General features: G+C 39.3%; 12 protein-coding genes and 1 tRNA gene. 10 read left to right on the forward strand and 3 right to left on the reverse strand.

The window, feature by feature from the left end:
* The first annotated feature begins 93 nt into the window (after window positions 1-93).
* From N0M98_RS09460 to N0M98_RS09505, 10 genes are all read left to right on the forward strand, one after another.
* The gene (locus tag N0M98_RS09460; protein ID WP_259617675.1) at window positions 94-738 is read left to right on the forward strand and encodes a hypothetical protein; all 645 of its coding nucleotides are present in this window, start codon (window positions 94-96) and stop codon (window positions 736-738) included.
* 80 nt (window positions 739-818) lie between these two features.
* Window positions 819-1,601 carry a hypothetical protein gene (locus N0M98_RS09465; RefSeq protein ID WP_259617676.1) on the forward strand — a complete coding sequence of 261 codons (783 nt, stop codon included), beginning with the start codon at window positions 819-821 and terminating at the stop codon, window positions 1,599-1,601.
* A 234-nt stretch (window positions 1,602-1,835) separates the two neighbouring features.
* Complete coding sequence (locus tag N0M98_RS09470; RefSeq protein ID WP_259617677.1) at window positions 1,836-3,905, forward strand: Druantia anti-phage system protein DruA; 2,070 nt, start codon at window positions 1,836-1,838, stop codon at window positions 3,903-3,905.
* A 16-nt stretch (window positions 3,906-3,921) separates the two neighbouring features.
* Window positions 3,922-5,466 (forward strand): P-loop NTPase family protein, encoded by a 1,545-nt coding sequence (locus tag N0M98_RS09475; RefSeq protein ID WP_259617678.1) that lies wholly within the window; start codon window positions 3,922-3,924, stop codon window positions 5,464-5,466.
* A gap of 3 nt (window positions 5,467-5,469) precedes the next feature.
* Window positions 5,470-6,945, forward strand: a complete 1,476-nt coding sequence (locus tag N0M98_RS09480; RefSeq protein ID WP_259617679.1) for a hypothetical protein — start codon at window positions 5,470-5,472, stop codon at window positions 6,943-6,945.
* Window positions 6,946-6,948: 3 nt separating this feature from the next.
* The gene (locus N0M98_RS09485) at window positions 6,949-11,607 is read left to right on the forward strand and encodes an FtsK/SpoIIIE domain-containing protein (RefSeq protein ID WP_259617680.1); all 4,659 of its coding nucleotides are present in this window, start codon (window positions 6,949-6,951) and stop codon (window positions 11,605-11,607) included.
* Between the two features lie 74 nt (window positions 11,608-11,681).
* Window positions 11,682-12,380, forward strand: a complete 699-nt coding sequence (locus N0M98_RS09490) for a DNA/RNA nuclease SfsA (RefSeq protein WP_259617681.1) — start codon at window positions 11,682-11,684, stop codon at window positions 12,378-12,380.
* A 293-nt stretch (window positions 12,381-12,673) separates the two neighbouring features.
* Window positions 12,674-13,477: a ParA family protein gene (locus N0M98_RS09495; protein ID WP_259617682.1), complete on the forward strand. Its 804-nt coding sequence runs from the start codon at window positions 12,674-12,676 to the stop codon at window positions 13,475-13,477.
* Between the two features lies 1 nt (window position 13,478).
* Entirely contained in the window at window positions 13,479-13,790 is a 312-nt protein-coding gene (locus tag N0M98_RS09500; protein ID WP_259617683.1) for a hypothetical protein, read from the forward strand.
* Between the two features lie 491 nt (window positions 13,791-14,281).
* A tRNA-Leu gene (locus N0M98_RS09505) sits at window positions 14,282-14,366 on the forward strand.
* Window positions 14,367-14,896: 530 nt separating this feature from the next.
* Here N0M98_RS09505 and N0M98_RS09510 read toward each other — a convergent pair.
* The 3 genes from N0M98_RS09510 to N0M98_RS09520 form a co-directional block, all read right to left on the reverse strand.
* Window positions 14,897-15,298, reverse strand: coding sequence for a hypothetical protein (locus N0M98_RS09510; RefSeq protein ID WP_259617684.1), 402 nt, complete (start codon window positions 15,296-15,298; stop codon window positions 14,897-14,899).
* Window positions 15,299-15,378: 80 nt separating this feature from the next.
* Complete coding sequence (locus N0M98_RS09515; RefSeq protein WP_249862894.1) at window positions 15,379-16,284, reverse strand: M56 family metallopeptidase; 906 nt, start codon at window positions 16,282-16,284, stop codon at window positions 15,379-15,381.
* An 11-nt stretch (window positions 16,285-16,295) separates the two neighbouring features.
* A complete protein-coding gene (locus N0M98_RS09520) occupies window positions 16,296-16,655 on the reverse strand; it encodes a BlaI/MecI/CopY family transcriptional regulator (protein ID WP_249862895.1) in 360 nt (119 codons plus the stop codon).
* Between the last annotated feature and the right edge of the window lie 876 nt (window positions 16,656-17,531).

The following is a 17,531-nucleotide window of genomic DNA, read 5'->3' on the forward strand; positions in this document are numbered from 1 at the left end:
GTCGCTCAGCATATTGCGTGTGGCAAGAAGTATTCTGTTAGTTTCAGTAGTTAATTGGTTTTCAATGATAATATTAGAAAAGGAGCCCTCAAAGTGAGACATAAATTCACTTTAAACAATGAAAATTTCATGATACCATCCAGATTTTACCCAATAGCGGATTTAAAGAATATACGCATTTTTCATAAAGATAATACAATCGACTCTGTGATCAATAACGAAGAGCTAGCCTCGGAATTAAACAAACATAACTTTGAAACAGGGCAATGCTATTCCAATGCGGTTAAGGTATGTGAGATTGGTAGAAAATTAGGAGTTAACATTGAATTTTGGGTTGGCTGGGTAGAAGTTTCAAAGGGACTAGTTCCGATTCATCACGCTTGGAATGTATATGATGGGCATATCATAGACGTCAGTATTTCATACCATGACGCTATAGTGATAAAACAAACTGAAGAAGCAATTCAAAAGATGGAGCAAAAAAAGAATATGAGATTTATGGCTCGTACTGAGATGTATGCTGCAATGCTAAGAAAAATGGAACCCAAACGTCCGCCTACTATAATAGATCGTGTTTTTGGTGCTATATTGGATGAAAAAACATACATCGGCTCTCCTGATACAATCGATAATGCGGTTAATACTTGGACTTCTATCATGGAGAGATTTCCTCAACATCCAACGATTAAAGAAATGGCAACTGGCGAAACAAGATTACAAGCTGCACTTCGGAAATAGTGCTACAAGGTATTGTTAGAAGTTTGCTCACGGCAAAAGTGCTTTCTAAAAACAATGTACATTGAAAGGTTGTGGAGTCAGTGGAAGCAATTAATAATCATGCAATTGAAATTAAACGGTTAGGAAGCCTGTCCCTAGATGAGGATTTTTATAATTGGAAATGGTTTGATTTCCGTAGAGGAAATTTGTTCTTTATCAGTCATATCGAATTTTATATAAATGGAGATAGAAGAAGAAAACATCTTGAGATCTTTTACGACAATGGGTGGAAGGTTAGTAAATTACGGGAAAATACCAAAAAGGGTAAAAAAGAAATTGCCGAGCCTGAAAGAAGCAGGATTGCGAATCTATTCCTTGAATGTGACCCGGTAAGAAATGTATTAAACGAAGCTGAAGATATGTTCCGACTGATCAACTATATTAATGAATCTGAAAAAATTGAATATGAAAAACTAGTAGTTGACTATTCAGGTGGAGCAAGCTGGAAGGATGTAAGCTTACGAATAAAAGGATTTGAGAAATATAATATATTAGCTAACATCGACGAAACTGAAGAGACTATTGAAGAAAAATTAGATGTTGAATTCTGCTTTTCCCAAGGCTTCAGAGATGGCGGTAAGATCTGCGGGAATAAAGTAAGTCTTGTTGGAAAGATTGACAGCCAAAAGATGTATAACCTTATTGTAAATGATAGAAGATTTAAATTTGAGCTTTTTGTTCAGCAGGCACCACAACTTGAACCTTGCAAGCCAAGTTTCGAAGATCTATACGCAAAAATTGGCATGTTAGAGGGTTTTTGCTCAAAGTTACAACAAGAGCTAGAAGATTTGAAAAATAGCCGTATAGAAACAGAACATCAATAATTTATCGCTCCGCTTAGCGGGGCTTTTTTCCTATGCAAGCAGGAGTTTGGAAGTGTTTGATCGAAAGGATAGGGATATTTCATAATTAAACGGTGGTATTTTAGCTGATTATATTGTCAATGAAAAAGGATGCGAGCACATTTCCAGAACTTTTGTTCCCGTAAGGAGCTGCACGAGCTTTGAATTTGTAGTAAAATGATCATTATATGATCAATGATGAAAGCAGGTTCAATAATGAGTAGTCAAGCAACTAAGAAGAATGTCGGATTCGATACAAGCGAGATTGTTGATATAACAGATTTCATGCCATTTAAGCCCACTTTAAATGAAAATTACATGGGTGTTTTTAATAAAATCACTACAGCTTTACTGGACAAGTTTAATTACCAACGTATTCAATATCTTAATGATCATATTCAACAATGGAAAAGTATCATCACTCTGGAAGATGTAGAGGGAATGAAGTTTCTCTCAATTTTAAGTATATTAAGAGATTTATTGACTCAGGAATGGAGAATCCTAAAAAATGATGACCATGAATTGATGCTGGCTCCTCCTGTTTTACTAAGAGGAGACAACAAGGCTTATCTGCGTCAGCAACTTCAGCATGAAAGAAATGCACAATTTAAGCTGGATAGTATTAGAGCCTTCATTAAAAGAATGGAAAAAAGGCGTAAACACCAAGGCAAAGAACTCAACATACTAGATCTTGTCGGGGATAGCTCGCTGCTTTCATCAACAATAATGAAAATACAAGAATGTGTCAATCAGGAGGAGCGTTTAAAAGAGGCTGCTTCTGGGATAAAGCCATATGTTCAGCTTGTAGATAATTCATCTTGTATTCACACAGGCTACAAATTAATGGACATCTGGAGATATTTTCGTTATTCATGGTCAATTCCTTATAAATCGACACCAGGAAGGAATATTTTCTATTTAATTAGAGATGCCGCGCAGCCTAATCATCCAGTTATGGGGATTGCCGCCTTAGGCAATTGTGTATTGCAATTAACAAATAGGGATAATTTTATTGGCTGGACACTAGATTCCATAAAAAATGCATTAAAGAAGAGAGTTAAGAAGGAAGCTTTTGAGGAAACCCTTCCTGGACAGCTTGGACTAAAGCGACAAGTTGAAAAGACGACTGAATTAGAAAACGATCGTGAGTATCAAGCGCGTATTCAACGGGAGAGCGACAATACGATACAACTCCTTCTAAGGTTTTTAAATGAAGCAATTAATGACATAACACCAATTAATCTATTGTCAGATAATGAAATTGAGAATCCTAGCTTTATGTGTATAGAGCGGCTAAAGGAAGTTGCTGAGTCCCTTAAAGACCTTCAATTAAATAATAAAAGAACGCCTGGAGAAGTCAATTGGACAGCAGAAGCATGTACACCGCTCTTTACAAAAAAGAGAGCTATTGAATTAGCAAAGCTTCTTGAAGCAAAGCTAGTTATCAGAAAAATACTTGAAACTGAGCAGGATAGTCTTGGTGCTTTAAAAAGGCTTATATCGACTGATAAAGGTAAATCCATTAATATTGCTCTGCAAGCAAATAGAAAGAGTAAGATTGGTTCGAATCTGATGGAAATTATTGTGTGTGGTGGAATCCCCCCATATAATGAGGCTCTAGCAGGCAAGCTAGTAAGCATCCTAATGTGTAGTCCTGTAGTGGTTAAGGAATATAACGAGAGATACTCTAAGCAAGTCAGTGAGATCGCATCTAGAATGAAAGGTGAACAGGTAATTAGGGACTCTCAGCTTGCTTTTTTAGGAACTACAAGTCTGTATCATATGGGAAGTAGTCAATATAACAGGATAAAGATTCCAGTTGGTAATGGTCAGAGCTTAGAATACAAAAAGCTAGGTGAGACAGAGGGCTTCGGTTCAGTTTTTTTTGCACAAGAAACCACTCGCTTTATAAGTACAATGGTACAACAAATTGATGGCGGCAGAAAAATCAATAATGTATTTGGTGAGGGAACAAGTCCTCGGTTACGACTCATACGCTCTGGGCTTTCTGCATTGGGGATCTCCTCGGAAAATTTTCTGAAGCACCATACAAGAAGAATTGTTTACGGTATTCCTCTAGCATCCAATACTCGTGAGTTCCTTAGGGGTGAGGTAGAGGAATTGAAGTATTTCCTTCCACTGGATGGAAATGAGGAGAAGCACACAGGTCAATTAATTGACTTTTGGAGAGAGCGATGGTTTCTAAAAAGGATTGAAAATGTTGATCTTATTGAGAGACTTAGTGCTTTTAATAAAGCCTCAATGCTATTGAGTAATTACTTTTAATTTGGAGGGGAGTAGTATGTACTTTGATTTAGATTTTATCGCAAAGCTTTACAATAATCGAAATAGCTATGCTGATGTTTTTAGTATAGAGGAACTCCGAGCTCTTCACGTGGAATCCGGGATTGAGGCATTATTGAAAAAGTATATTGAGCAAAAGAAGCTTATTTTCTTAACAGGCAATCCTGGTGACGGTAAAACACATTTAATAAAATCATTAAAATCGGTTCTTGACGCGCACAATGCCTACGTAGAGCCCGATGCAAACAGCATTAAGGACGAAGAAGCCTTTTTAACTGAGCTCACAGAGGCAGTTTCTGATGGAAAGCCTTGTATTGTGGCAATTAACGAATTTCCGCTAATATCGTTGATGGAAAAGCTTGGTGATAGACTCCCGGGCTTTCAGCAAATCATGCTGCAAAGGGAAAAAGGGATTATCTATAACAAGGGAGGCGAAGAAACAGTCAAGGAAGTGGTGGTTGTTGATTTAAACAATCGAAACCTACTATCCAGAGATATGCTAGAAAAAACCTTAAATAAGCTGTTGGAAATCAGCAAACCTTGTGAAAATTGTAAAAGCTGCTCCGCATCAATGAATGTTATTAAGCTTAAGCACCCTGTTGTACAACAACGATTATTCTCTGTTATTGAGAAAATTGGGAGTATTGGACTCCATGTTGTTATGCGGGATATCCTGGGCTTCTTCGCATTTATCATCACATCTGGCAAGAAGTGTGTGATCAGAAAAACTGAAGTCTCAGATGAAAATGATTATTACAATCTAATATTTAATGGCTCAAACGAGCTGTTTACTGTGCTAGCCATATTCGATCCTTTCCACTACTCTCACCCGGAGATTGATGAACGCCTATGGAACGGAACGCTTACAGAGGGCTGGTTATTCGAGGATAAATATACTGCTCCTGAGTATGCGGATGAGCCGTTAGAAGCCTTTATAGCCTTGAAGAGAAGGTTTTATTTCGAGAATGAGCGAGGAAATGAACTGCTAGAGTTGCTCCCTACGGAATATAAAGCATATTACGATGTATTACTTCAAGGCTACGATAGACAGGACGAAATGATAAAAAAAATTATATCTGGAATCAATAAATTTTTCAATCCTGATGATAATGAGGATGATAAGCTCAAGATTTGGACGACACATAAATACGAGCTTCGCACTTATCCCAGAGTAGCTGTTTCTAGTAAATATGCATATTCGAATCAAATTGAACTACTTGTTCCAAGGCTACCTGGTCATTTAAAGGAAATGGAGTACGTTCCCGATCACTTTCTTTTCCGGGTTTACAAGTCGAAAGAAAAGGTATTTGTTGAGCTGAGAATTGACCTTAACCTTTATCGAGTTTTAACATTAGTTCAAGTAGGCTATCCATCACAACTGGTACCTGAACAGCATCAATTTAAGCTCCTTCGATTTATGAATGAGCTTTCCTCGTTAGAATCGGCAAGCAGAGCAAATGAGTTTCTAATTAGGGATATGGACAATCGTTCATTATATCGGGTAAAGGTCAATAATGCACAATATGTATCAAAGCGGGGGTAGAAGATGGCAAACCGATTGAAGGAATATGGAAATCAGGTATTAAATGATTATTTTAAATATAGACCTACTTCGTCATCCGTTAAACCGGTACATGTTGCTAATGGCTTATTTAGACTTGTATCGGGAGAGAGCTATACAGTGGATGCTTTGAATGAGTGGATAATTCGCTGGAAGCAAGGTAAAGAAGTTAATCCAGCTTCGCAAATAAGAATTAAATATAACGATGCTTTCGATGGAAGTAGCTTTGATGATGATGAGATAAATATGCTTCGGTTTTTTTTGAATATTATTTTCAATGCCGATAATGCTGCATTCCCAAGTGCAAATAATACTGTATTGACGATTAGTAGTAAGACGCAGGTTCGGGGGGCTGTTGCGCTAGAAGCTGGCTTGCACAGCTTTTTATACCGATTACTTACTACTGAGGTAAATGGTCAGCCTTCAACTTGTCTAGAATTAGTAAAGGGATTTTTGGAGAATGAAAACGATGACCTTAGTAGAATTGCAGCGCCGCTGACCAAGTTTGCAAAAAAGAAAACTCATGAACAAGCAACTAACTCAGATTTACCTTTACTCAGTGGGGTGGAAGCTAGATTAAGGTCTTCATTTGACAAGCTTGCTAAAAATGAAATGTCTTCGGGAAATAAGCTCCTGACCTTGGAGAGGATTATTCTGTTTGGCTGTTTTGCCATAATAAATCATTTGTCTTCAAAGGTTCTAGATTTATCCCCAGAATATTCTATTGATGATAGAGTTCCTATTCTTTTTGATGCAGATGGTCAGCTCGATTCTGTGAAGTATGCGAGCGAAGAAACCTTGGTGGTAGCCAAACTACTTATTGAACAATTTTTCGAAAAGGGCTTGGAAGAAATTCTATCAGCTGAGAAATATCAAACATTTACTCATGAAGAAATGCTTGCACGAATAAATGATTTACGTTTAGAAGAAAGCTCAAGAAGAACCTCTAACCGTGAGGAGGAGGATGAAAAGCGCAAAAGCTACCGAGCCTTATATTTGGGTTACTATGAACAAATCCAAGATCCCTTTCAAGCCTTCATTAAGGCATCACGGTTTAAGCTCTTTGCCGACGAATATGATACTGATCCTTCAAGCTTTATTTCAACCTTCGGTGGAAGAATTGCTCTACTTGCACCGAGGGCACAGGGTGGAAAGCGAAAGAGGTACTCCCCTGATCCACTCATTATGGAAATCTTATTGTTAACAATTCTAGAACCAGGGCGAGGCTTAACATTAAGCCAGCTTGGTCATGAGCTATGGGATAGGTATGGTATCATTTTTGGCGCTAACCCTGAGACCGATTTTGAAAGGCTGACTGACTGGAAGGTGACTCAAAATACGCCTGGTGATCTAGCTGGAGATTTGGCGAAAAATGCGGAGAAAATCGCTGATACTTTAATCTCAATGGGATACGGGAAGCGCTATGCAGATGGTGTTACTGTGATCTCTTTAAGGAGGTAAAAAATGTCTTCTCAGATTGTGCTTTCAGATATACTTGCATCTATTGTAAGTAAAAGAGTGTTAAATGAGAGCTATGGTGTTCTTTTGAAGGATTTACCGAAATATTCGTATAGTAATTTTATAAATATGCTCGAGCTTCGGGTTAAAGAAGAGGAGCTAGCAAAGCCAAATGTGTTTTTTGTTGGCTTCACAGAAGCCGAGCTTGACGAGCTTCGACTAGAGCTGAATAGTCAGCTTACCTTCCTTTCCTTGTATTATTCAGTCGAGGAAGCAGAGGATTTTAGGAATGACGGAGACGTTAATAGCACTCGTATTGTAATTGTAAAAAGAGCAGTTCCAAAGCTCTCCTCCCTACGTTGGTATGAGCAAATATCCTCTGAAGAGATTTATAAAGTGTTGTGTGACAGTGCGGAGAAGCAGCTTGGGGGAATTAATGAATCGTTAAGGAATATGTGGAAATCCTTAAATTCTAAGAAAATAATGGAAGTGGTTTCGCTAGAGCGACTGATTGATTATTACCAGTACCTAATGTTAAATGATGATGATATTCCAAGAGATTCAATAGAGCATCTGTTTAGACTAGGGTTGTTAATCGATGAAAGTGTATTTGTGAAGAGTAATATAGATTCAATCAGACAAAGGCTAATTGAAAACTCTAAACTAGTGTCACGAATAAGCAACTTGAATAAAGAGGACCGTAAGGCAATCCAATCTAACCCTGATTCAGATAAATTTCATTCAACTCGTTCCAACATTCTTCGATTCTATAGTACAAGAGATGTCTCTGTTCTCGGACATATGAAATACAGCGAGGTACAAGAGCTTCTTTCTAAGGTTAAGAATGAAAAAACAAATAAGAAAAAGCCTGTTGACGATGATAACGGTCCAGAAGACTCTGATAACAGCTCAGGAAAATCTAAAAGGAAGCCAGATTCACCGGAATCAACTGCTGTTGATTTAATAATTGAGCATGACACTGATAAAGTAAAAGGACTGCTTGATGAGATTGAGCAAAAATATACTGAATGGGAAAAGGCTAAAGCTAGCAAGGTTAACGTTGAGAGTGAAAATGAGAGCACTCGTATTGAGTTTATTCCTGAGATCCACAGCCTTATTCAAACCTTTGTCGGTGAGAATTCCTTTGGGGGCGTAATAAAAGCGAATGTTAAAAACCCAATAGATGCATTTCGTTCGTTGGAGCAGTTTAGAGTTAGAGTATTTGATAAAGAGTATATTGATGGAATTAAGGAAATTATCGCTCTATTTGAGGATGAATATGCTGAGGCAAAGGGACTATTGGAGGTCTTTAATGAGCTGTTATCTATCAGAAGCAGCTTAGTAAGCGCAGCTCACCGCCTAGCAGATTGTCCAATGCTTAAGATTGTTGAGACTGATGAAATTCTAAAAAGCTGTGCTGCATATGTAGAGCTGTACGGAAGAGTTCTCAAGCTTATTAAGCAGCATTATGGGTTATTTAGCTCCTTCAGTCCCAAGGGCTCTAAGCAGTTAGTGGCTAGCATTAATTCTTTAGACATGATCTACATCATTGGAGAGGAAAGCGTTCACGCAACTAGCACACCATTATTTCCATTATATCTTTGGAAGTACGTTGAGCTAACGGTCAGACTAAGGGAATCCTCCTCCAGCTTGAGCGAGATAGATAAAGATTTCCTTGTTCGGGCATCAGGCGAAATTCCCAACCCGTTACCCACAGCTTTCGTTAGCAGCTACATTTCAAACAAGGGCGACAGAGTAATTCCAGAGGTAAGCCAGCTCGGCAAGCTGCCTATTTATTCAAGCGAGCAGCAGGTCAATCAAATGCTTGATGGGCTTGAGGTAATAGAAAAATCTCTAACAAAGCTAATTAAGGTCTATCCACACAGCTCGTTTGGGCTGCGAGCAGCCTTTGTGAATCCCCCAAGCGTAAAGCACGTGTTTGATTTGGTTAGAGGTATGCTCCGAGCAAAGGATATAAGACTGCAGGGAGCCCATATACATATATTTAAAACTAAGGAGACCCCTGAGAATTGGTCAAGCTTTGATGATGTGGATGATACAATATACAACAAGTTTGCCCTTTCCAATGATCCGAACTTTTCAATAAAAATCGAAACAGTTGTTTTAGGGTTTGAAGCACTAGTTGAGCTGGTGAAAAAGCATCACTTTCATACAGTTATATTGTTTGATCCATGCGGGAAGTCTGTTTCAAATATAAGAAGGAACCCACTTCTAAAAATTCATCCTTTGTGCATTCCAAAGGTTTTTGAGTACGATCCTATCGCTGATAAGGTAGAGATACTACCTGCTTCGGATGGAAATATATTCTCTGATCATCATGATCTGATAGGTCGTCTTAATGACAAGCCTCAAGGCTGGCATCACACAATTGTATTAGAGCTAGAAACAAGTAAACAGGAATTTAACGAGCTACTTGAGGCTGTGCCATGGTTAATAGTTGCTGATGCGAATTTAAAGAATCTTGAGATGAGCGTTATAGGCTCCGAGAAGTGTATTTATTATCAGTCAAAATCCTTTCGTGATGTAGGGATTTATTCGAATGACTGGGCAAAGCTTACAAAAGGGATGGATAACACAATCCGTTCTATTGGAAATTATGATCCAAAAGAAGAGTGCGTCGGAAAGGTTCTAAGAACAATTCAAGGCTTGAATGAAAGAGGTGTTCTGAGCCTCGCATCCTCAAAGATAGACCGAACCTTTAATATTGATCATACTAAAGGTGCTCTTGGTACAGCCATTTCTGCAATTTGGTCGAAGCAGGATTCAAAGAATTTTATCCTAGTAAGCTTAGACACAGAGCTTGCACAGAGCTGGCTAGATGAACGTGAAGAAGGCGCATTCTCCGATCTTATTGGAATTACCTTTGATGAGCATCAAGCGTTGATAGATATTATTGAGGTAAAAACATATGATGGTGCTTATCAAATTGATAAGAATGAAATCACAGGAAAGGCTGTTGAGCAGGTTAATTCAGTCAGAAGCATCATTCACGAGATTTTCAATGAGAGAGATAAGATAACAAGTACATCTAGAAGAGAGCTACTGAGGTTTCAAGCTTTTAGGTCCTTTTATCAGCTTCCAATGTCAAAGGCTGATAAAAAGGAGTGGACGTACCAATTAAATAGACTGTTTGCTGGGGAAATACCTGTGACAATAAACTCTTCAATTCATCATGTTAGGTTTAGTGAGCAAGGAACTTCCGTAAGCAGGCAGTTTGACTCGGATTACAAAATTAACCTATTGGAAATCCGAGATGATTTTATAAATAAGGTTTTAGTAAATTGTTGTGAGGTTAGATTTGAAAGCAAATTTGATTCTATCAGCTTCAAGGGGAGCAGGAATTCAACTCAATCCACAACGGATGCTAGTAACAACATTTCATCAGTTGTAGACACGAACCAGCAGGTTGTTGAAAAGGAGCTTGAGGGGAAGCCTCATCTCTCTTCAGATTCAGCACTAGATAGAAGTCATAGGGATAATGGAATCAATAACGGTGATGAAAATATTGATGCAGCAGATTTTGCTCAAGAACAAGCTAGAGATGCAGCAGCGGAGCTAAATGACCAAATAATAAAAAACGCAGGTACCCTATTTAGGGCTATGCGCGATTATTCGATTGATGTATCATCTGTTGATCCGGAGATGGCTTTAGTTGCAGCACGATTTATTAGATTCCGAGTTAGACTAAGAGCTGGCGAAACATTGCAAAAGGTATTGAGGTATCGTACTGATATTACAAGAGAAATAGAAGCTGAATCTGAAATTCTTGTTGGGAACGAGCGTGGCACTCAATTTGTATTTGTTGATGTTCCTCGCAAAAGCAGCGATTCAATTAAGCTATTGGATTATCTTAAAATGCTGCCGCGCGATACGCCGGTCGGTAATTTAAATGTGGTGATCGGACAAGATCCAAGTGGAGAATTCAAGCTACTTAATATTGCCCAAGCTCCTCATATGCTCACAGCTGGCTCCACTGGCTCGGGAAAGACCATTTTCCTTTATAGCTTAATTGTAAGTTTAATTTCACAGTATAGCCACGAGCAGCTTGAGTTTGTTATTATTGACCCTAAACAAACAGACTTTATATTTTTTGATGGTCTGCCGCATCTTCGGAATAAAGAGGTAATCCTGGATGCGGAGAAGGCAGTCGAAATACTTACGGATTTGACTGAGAATGAATTGGAAAGAAGAACTGATCTGCTGCGACAATCGCGCAGTAGAGATTTGTTTAGCTACAACCAGAAGAATCCTGAAGCACCATTAAAGCCAATCGTTGTAATAATTGATGAATATGCTGACCTTGTTCAGGTTGCAGACCTTGAAGGTCGAAAAAAGGATTTTGAAAGACAAATGATCCGACTGGCTCAACGTTCTAGAAATGTTGGAATACATTTAGTAGTCGCTACCCAGAGACCAAGCGCAGATATTGTCACCTCGAATCTAAAAACCAATATCCCTTGCAGGATCTCCTTCAGATTACCAGCCCACCAGGATTCTATGACTATTCTGGATTCTCCTGGAGCTGAGGATTTATTGGGTAAAGGTGATATGCTGTTCTCACTTAATGGCGATATGACAAGATTACAAGGGTTGTACATTAGTGAAGAGGATTTAGAAGGCTTTTTAGAGAAGTATATATATTAATCATTTTGCCGTCAGGATTAATGACATCCTGACGGCGATTTTACTATAAAAACAGCAAGGGACACTGATGAGCATTGTTTAATAATGATAGCTATATAAAGGGCGTTTTTGTTGAGGAGAGCAAGAATAGATTTTTATGCATAGTATTAATTGAAAATGAGTTGTGTGAGTGCTACGTACCTAGCTCTTCCCGAATCGAGAACTATTTAAAGCTCAAGGGGCGCGAGGTTCTCCTTACTGCAAACAAAGGAACAAATAAACGAACTAAGTTTAGTCTTTTTGCTGTAAAATATTACAACAAATATATTTTGATTAATTTAAATATGGTCGATCAGATAGTTGAAACGATGATAATTGATAACAAAATAAAGAAACTTTCTGGAACAAGATTAAAAAGAGAACAAACAATTGAAGGATATAAAGCTGATATAATGATTGAGAATCATGGAAATAATAAAGCTACTATTATAGAAGTTAAGGGAATCATTTCAGCATTTAGGGAAGCAAGATTTCCAAGTGTATTTTCGGAGAGGGCAATCGTACAGCTTCAAAAAATTAAAGGACTTTTACAACGAGGATACAAGGTTGTTTATCTAATTGTATCACTTAGCCCAATCCTTAAGAAAATCAATATTGATTCCAACTTTTCACAATATCATTCATTGCTATTGGAGTGCATTGAACTAGGGATGGAACTGCGGTCATTTTCTGTATCGTTTAATGAAGGTCGTATTGAATATAAGCAAAAGGTAAGCATAATAAACTTGGGATAATGGTAAAAACGCGGTAACAATCCGGTAACAAACTGCCAATATTGACCCGGATTTACCGATAACCAGTGATTATGAAAAACGCCGAAAACCCAGACAGGAGAAGACTTCCGGGACTTTTCGATAACCAGCGATAACGGGAGGATGAACCCTGGCAGTGATGAGGTCATAATATTTCTTGAGCCAGTCCAACAGTAATGGATTTTCAAGTTTATTAACTGTATTAATTTTCACAACTTTATTAAAGGAATACGACAGCCTCCCCTCAATAGTTCAATTGAGGGGGTTATTTATATATGAATTCTAACGTTATCACAATTCTATCCACCAAAGGTGGAGTCGGCAAATCCACATTAGCTCGTTTTCTTTCGATTGTCGCGGCGGAAAATGAGAAGAAAGTATGCATCATCGACACATGCCAAAACAGCTCGATTGCAACGGGCTTTCTACAGCATCGGGACTCATTTGAAAAGAATGCATTTGATTGGCTTACTGGCGAAGCCAAGCCATCAGAAGTCATCCAGCGTTTTGAAGAATCAAACATATACTATATTCCAAGTGACGAACGTATCGATGATTTTGGCGAGTGGGTTTCGAAGAAAATTCCGAGAGTTAAGCAACTTCAATACTTCAACGAAAAGATTGAGCCACTGCAATCACTTTTTGATTTTATCATCATTGATTCGCATCCGTCAGAAAACAGTGATATTGTGAACTATTCAATCGCCGCGTCAGATTATTGCTTGATTCCGTCTGAGGTCGATTTGGATTCAAAGTTGGCTGTTCTTCGATGCGTCGAGATTATCAGGGAGTACCAGAACGCCGGTTATAACCTAGATTACGGCATTATCTTTAATAAAGTGGAATTGAATAAGGCGAAAGCCAAAAATCAAAAGCGATCAATACAAGATGAGCTTTGCAGCTCAGGGATCCCAGAAGAAAAATTCATTGGTGACATCCGGTATTCATCAACTGTATCAGCTTGTAAAAACGAGGGAATCTTGCTTCACAATGTCGAGAATAAATACGCGAAGAACATAATGAACGATTTCAGGAAAGTTGGGCTTGAACTATTCAGGAAGCTAGGAGGGGATGCTTGATATGCCGGGAACTAACGATCTGGATTTGAACAAACTGGACGAGTTGGCAAATCAAACGGTCATCCCTGAGAATCAGCCGATCAATAAGAAAACAAGACGAAGTACCTTGGACAAATATAAATCGAATGATCAACCGGATTCCAAAAGAGAACGCAAGGTGAAGCCGGTCAGTTTTGCCATCAGCTATGAGCTTGACGGACAAATTGACCGGTATTGCCAGCGACATTACATGAAGAAATCGACATTTGCAACGCTTGCGTTGGAACAGTATTTGAGCAAAAAGCTGTCTGAGGAGAGCGAGGGGGATTATTAAAGTTGTTAATGTTTATAAAGTTGTTACGTTTATTAATTTTGTGCGGATTTTCAATTTGGCTACATGTGGGATAAGCATGATCAGCTGCAGCCCTACAAGATACAAGATCAAAAACGTGGTGGAATTTGGTGGACAAACAGAAGTGGAGGACAGTTTTTTGTAGTGAAGAAAAGTGAAAACCATCATTTTCATTTGACAGAATGCCCGAAAACAGGCATAATAAGTGACGTTAAGTGAGTGACGGTGAACAAAAATGAAGGCATTGAACCTTGTCCCTGCCTTGAGGGGGTAGTGGGCGTACGCTCGTGGAGGTTCGAGTCCTCTCAACCGCACCATTTATGTAACTACGGCTGATCGACAAATATACATTGTTTAGATACTTGTGTAAAAGTCGAAAAAGTTAGGTTATACGATTTTACCGAAGTTTTAGTTCTCAGTTCTCCCCTGTAGTTTCTTATGCTTTTCGAAGTACTGACTGAGGAGAAAGATTTGCGGTCGTGGCGGAATTGGCAGACGCGCACGGTTCAGGTCCGTGTGGGCTAACCCCCCGTGGAGGTTCGAGTCCTCTCGACCGCATCACCTTAACAATGAACAAGCTCTTGAATTCGTCCTCGCGACGATTCAGGAGCTTTTTGCATTCCTGGGATTTGGAATGTGTTACTTATGACTTGAGCTGACAAATCTTTGAGCAATTGTTTTCCTCTATTCGCCGCTTCATTTCGGATAACGATATTATGAACACTTTACGGCGCGTTGGATTGGACAAGCAGGGCGTACTGGAAATACGAGCGTTGCTTGAACATTTTGTAATCCGCCTTTGTAATTCATCCTTCATTTGAATCGTGGACAACTATTATAACGATCCAGAGCTTGTAATTTTATGAAAGCTGGTTTTAAGTCAATTGATAAAACTGCCTCTGAGGGCAGTTTTATCGGTTTTTGAGGTTTGCTGAAACGATGGAATATAATTTTCTATAGGGGGAGGTCAGTATGCAACAACGGAAGGGTTACTTTTTGTCTCTCTACTCTCACCTGTTGTCCATTTCTGATTATCACAGTTTTATACTTTAAAACTGACGGTTTTGCTTTTCCATCAATGAAACAGATTATTTGTTTCTCCAATATTCCAGATTGGTCATCATACGTTCAAATTCTACTGGATGATTTTCTTCCATCGCACTTGCGTATTCTTGATAAATAGCAGCAATAATCTGTCCGCGCGCATCATGATTTGACTCTTTTAAAATAATTGACAATGCTGGAACAAACTCAAAAGATTCATACATTAGAAGAATCCGAATATCCTCCTCCGTATTTCCAACCAAAACATGTGTTTTGGCATAGTCGTATAGGCTGGTGCTTTGAGCATTCGTGATAGCCGCAGCAAGGATACTTGAAATATTATCCGTTTCCGATCCGGTAAGTTCAAAATGAGATAAAATCTTATCTATATATAGGTTTGCGTACTTTATCGCATTATCATCTTTACTAGCATCTGCCATAATCATTTGGTTATTATTTCCCTTTTCATCGGTATGATCTGCCGCCGTTGCAAATATAAGTGCAACAACGGATACAAGAACAACAGCTAAATAGGAGAAAATACGTGGCGTTTTTTAATTTTCATAATCGACACAATCCTCTCTTCAATAGCGTTTTTACTGAAATTGTTTACAAGCGGAGTAAAACGGTTTTTCTGTTCTTCCAGCCCAATCAATGTCAGAGCATAGGCTGATTTTACATTTCTCCCAAAAGCCCTTACAACAGCTTCATCACAGGACAATTCGATATCCCTATTCGCAAGTACATACATCAGCCACACAAAAGGGTTGAACCAATGAACGCATAAAGCGATTGCCATTACTAACTTTTTCAACGTATCAAATCGCCGGATATGCACAAATTCATGGGTCAGGATATAGCGCAGTCGGGTTTCGTCTGTCCAATCCATTTGTTTAGGCAGAAGTACAACCGGTCGGAATATACCATAGGTCAGGGGGGCAAAAATTGTATCCGATTGCCGTATTTGAACACCTCTCCATATTGGATGTTCCTGTTGCCAGAGTTTCACAAAGGCATTGTCGATAGGAAGCGCCGTCTTGTACTCCTTGCGGCAACGCAGGTGTGTTACAAGGAAAAACAGAGTGCAGACCGCTAAACCAATGAGCCAGATTATTATTAAAGGAGATACATTTGCACGCGCCGCTTCCGGCAAGGTTGCAGCAGTTTCTGTTATAGCCGTATGGTTTGGCACAGCAGGTATTCCTGCCAACGGTAAATCGGTTCCGGAAGCTCTGCCTTCCAGCAGCATATTTACAACCGAATAAATGCTGAACCGTGACGAAACCTCAAAGGGAATCAGCAGGCGGCATAACGCTACGCTCCACAAAACAAGAAAGGCTCTTTTCGGCAGTTTGTGCAATAGCAGCGCACGGATGATTATAATAGCTAGAATAAGTATAGCAGCCGAAAAACTCATGTTTAGCAAACTCATAAGCAGCCCCCTTATTCCAAGCTATTGACGAGCCGCTTTAGTCTTTCGATTTCTTCCGGGGGTAGGTTTTTGCGTCCCAAAATAGAAGCCACAAGCTGGTCGGCGGCGCCGTCGTACATTTTGTTAATGAGTTCCGTTGTTTCAAGCTCTCTAGCCTGATCAATCGTGACAAGGGGATGGCATACGAAATTAGGTTCAATACGTTCAATCGCCCCTTTGGCAATGCACCTTTTGATTAGCGTGTAAGTCGTCGTTTTGTTCCAACCTACTTGCTCTTTTAAGATTTCTGCTATCCGCTTTGCAGTGGTATCCCCATTCTTCCAGAGAACATCCATTATCTTTAGTTCTGAATCAAATAACTTGATTTGCATGGTTAAGCTCCTTTACAATAGCATTTTACTACAGTAGAATGATTGTGAGTTCATTTTACTCCAGTAGAACAAACTAGTCAACATGGGGGAAGTGTCAAATAGCCCCCACTATGCGGCGGGAGCGAGCACGAAGAATTGGGTTAAGTCTTTTTCATCCGGCAATCGGCTGGAAGTGCATCGGACCAAGATAGAAATGATTCGAGTGGGTCGGCGTCAAGCGGATAGATGAACTGAGGCAGCTCCTCGAAAGGTACTGCAAGTTTAGAAGAGGTGAGGACGAGAGGGGACTCATCAGGGCTGAAATGAACGCTTCTCGGCCTTGACTTGCCTAGTACATTTTCATTCATGGTGGTGGCCAGTAGGCCATAGTAGCTTGGGACAGCCCCTTTCAGACTGATAGCTTCTTTTTAACATTGATTTATCAGTAGGTACGAAAGTTGAGTTAGTTTATAACAACTAGAAATTGAATTAAAGAGGTACGTCAGATTCCCGTACACTAACTTTTCCGCTTACTATACCATTATCTGTATTATAATTTAAATAAAAAGCATGTCCACTTGCGTGAGTAACATTAATAGTCAAATTGCTATTTGCATTAACAGTAAATGTTCCGATAGTTTGTTTGCTACCAGATAATCGTATCCAGATTGCTGGGATCAAGAATTTCCACCATTATTGAGATTAGCATTATCTATCGTTAAGAAATATTCGGGGGTAGTTCACTGGGCCACGATCGCCGGATAGTGTATAAGGAGGCAATTCGTCGTTCGCGGTTTCCGCATGGCCGGCGGCGGATGAGCGGCTCTGTTCGCCTGCGGAATCCGCAGGCGCGGCATTCGTAGCGAATACGGCCATGGCGCCGATTACAACGGTCAG

It is taken from the genome of Paenibacillus doosanensis (assembly GCF_025060755.1).
GTDB lineage: Bacteria > Bacillota > Bacilli > Paenibacillales > NBRC-103111 > Paenibacillus_S > Paenibacillus_S doosanensis.

What these genes read in the sequence shown, in the direction of transcription:
- N0M98_RS09495 (WP_259617682.1), top strand. Translation starts at nt 12,674, where the DNA reads ATGAATTCTAACGTTATCACAATTCTATCCACCAAAGGTGGAGTCGGC.
- N0M98_RS09475 (WP_259617678.1), top strand. Translation starts at nt 3,922, where the DNA reads ATGTACTTTGATTTAGATTTTATCGCAAAGCTTTACAATAATCGAAAT.
- N0M98_RS09515 (WP_249862894.1), bottom strand. Translation starts at nt 16,284, where the DNA reads ATGAGTTTGCTAAACATGAGTTTTTCGGCTGCTATACTTATTCTAGCT.
- N0M98_RS09510 (WP_259617684.1), bottom strand. Translation starts at nt 15,298, where the DNA reads ATGATTATGGCAGATGCTAGTAAAGATGATAATGCGATAAAGTACGCA.
- N0M98_RS09500 (WP_259617683.1), top strand. Translation starts at nt 13,479, where the DNA reads ATGCCGGGAACTAACGATCTGGATTTGAACAAACTGGACGAGTTGGCA.
- N0M98_RS09520 (WP_249862895.1), bottom strand. Translation starts at nt 16,655, where the DNA reads ATGCAAATCAAGTTATTTGATTCAGAACTAAAGATAATGGATGTTCTC.
- N0M98_RS09485 (WP_259617680.1), top strand. Translation starts at nt 6,949, where the DNA reads ATGTCTTCTCAGATTGTGCTTTCAGATATACTTGCATCTATTGTAAGT.
- N0M98_RS09470 (WP_259617677.1), top strand. Translation starts at nt 1,836, where the DNA reads ATGAGTAGTCAAGCAACTAAGAAGAATGTCGGATTCGATACAAGCGAG.
- N0M98_RS09480 (WP_259617679.1), top strand. Translation starts at nt 5,470, where the DNA reads ATGGCAAACCGATTGAAGGAATATGGAAATCAGGTATTAAATGATTAT.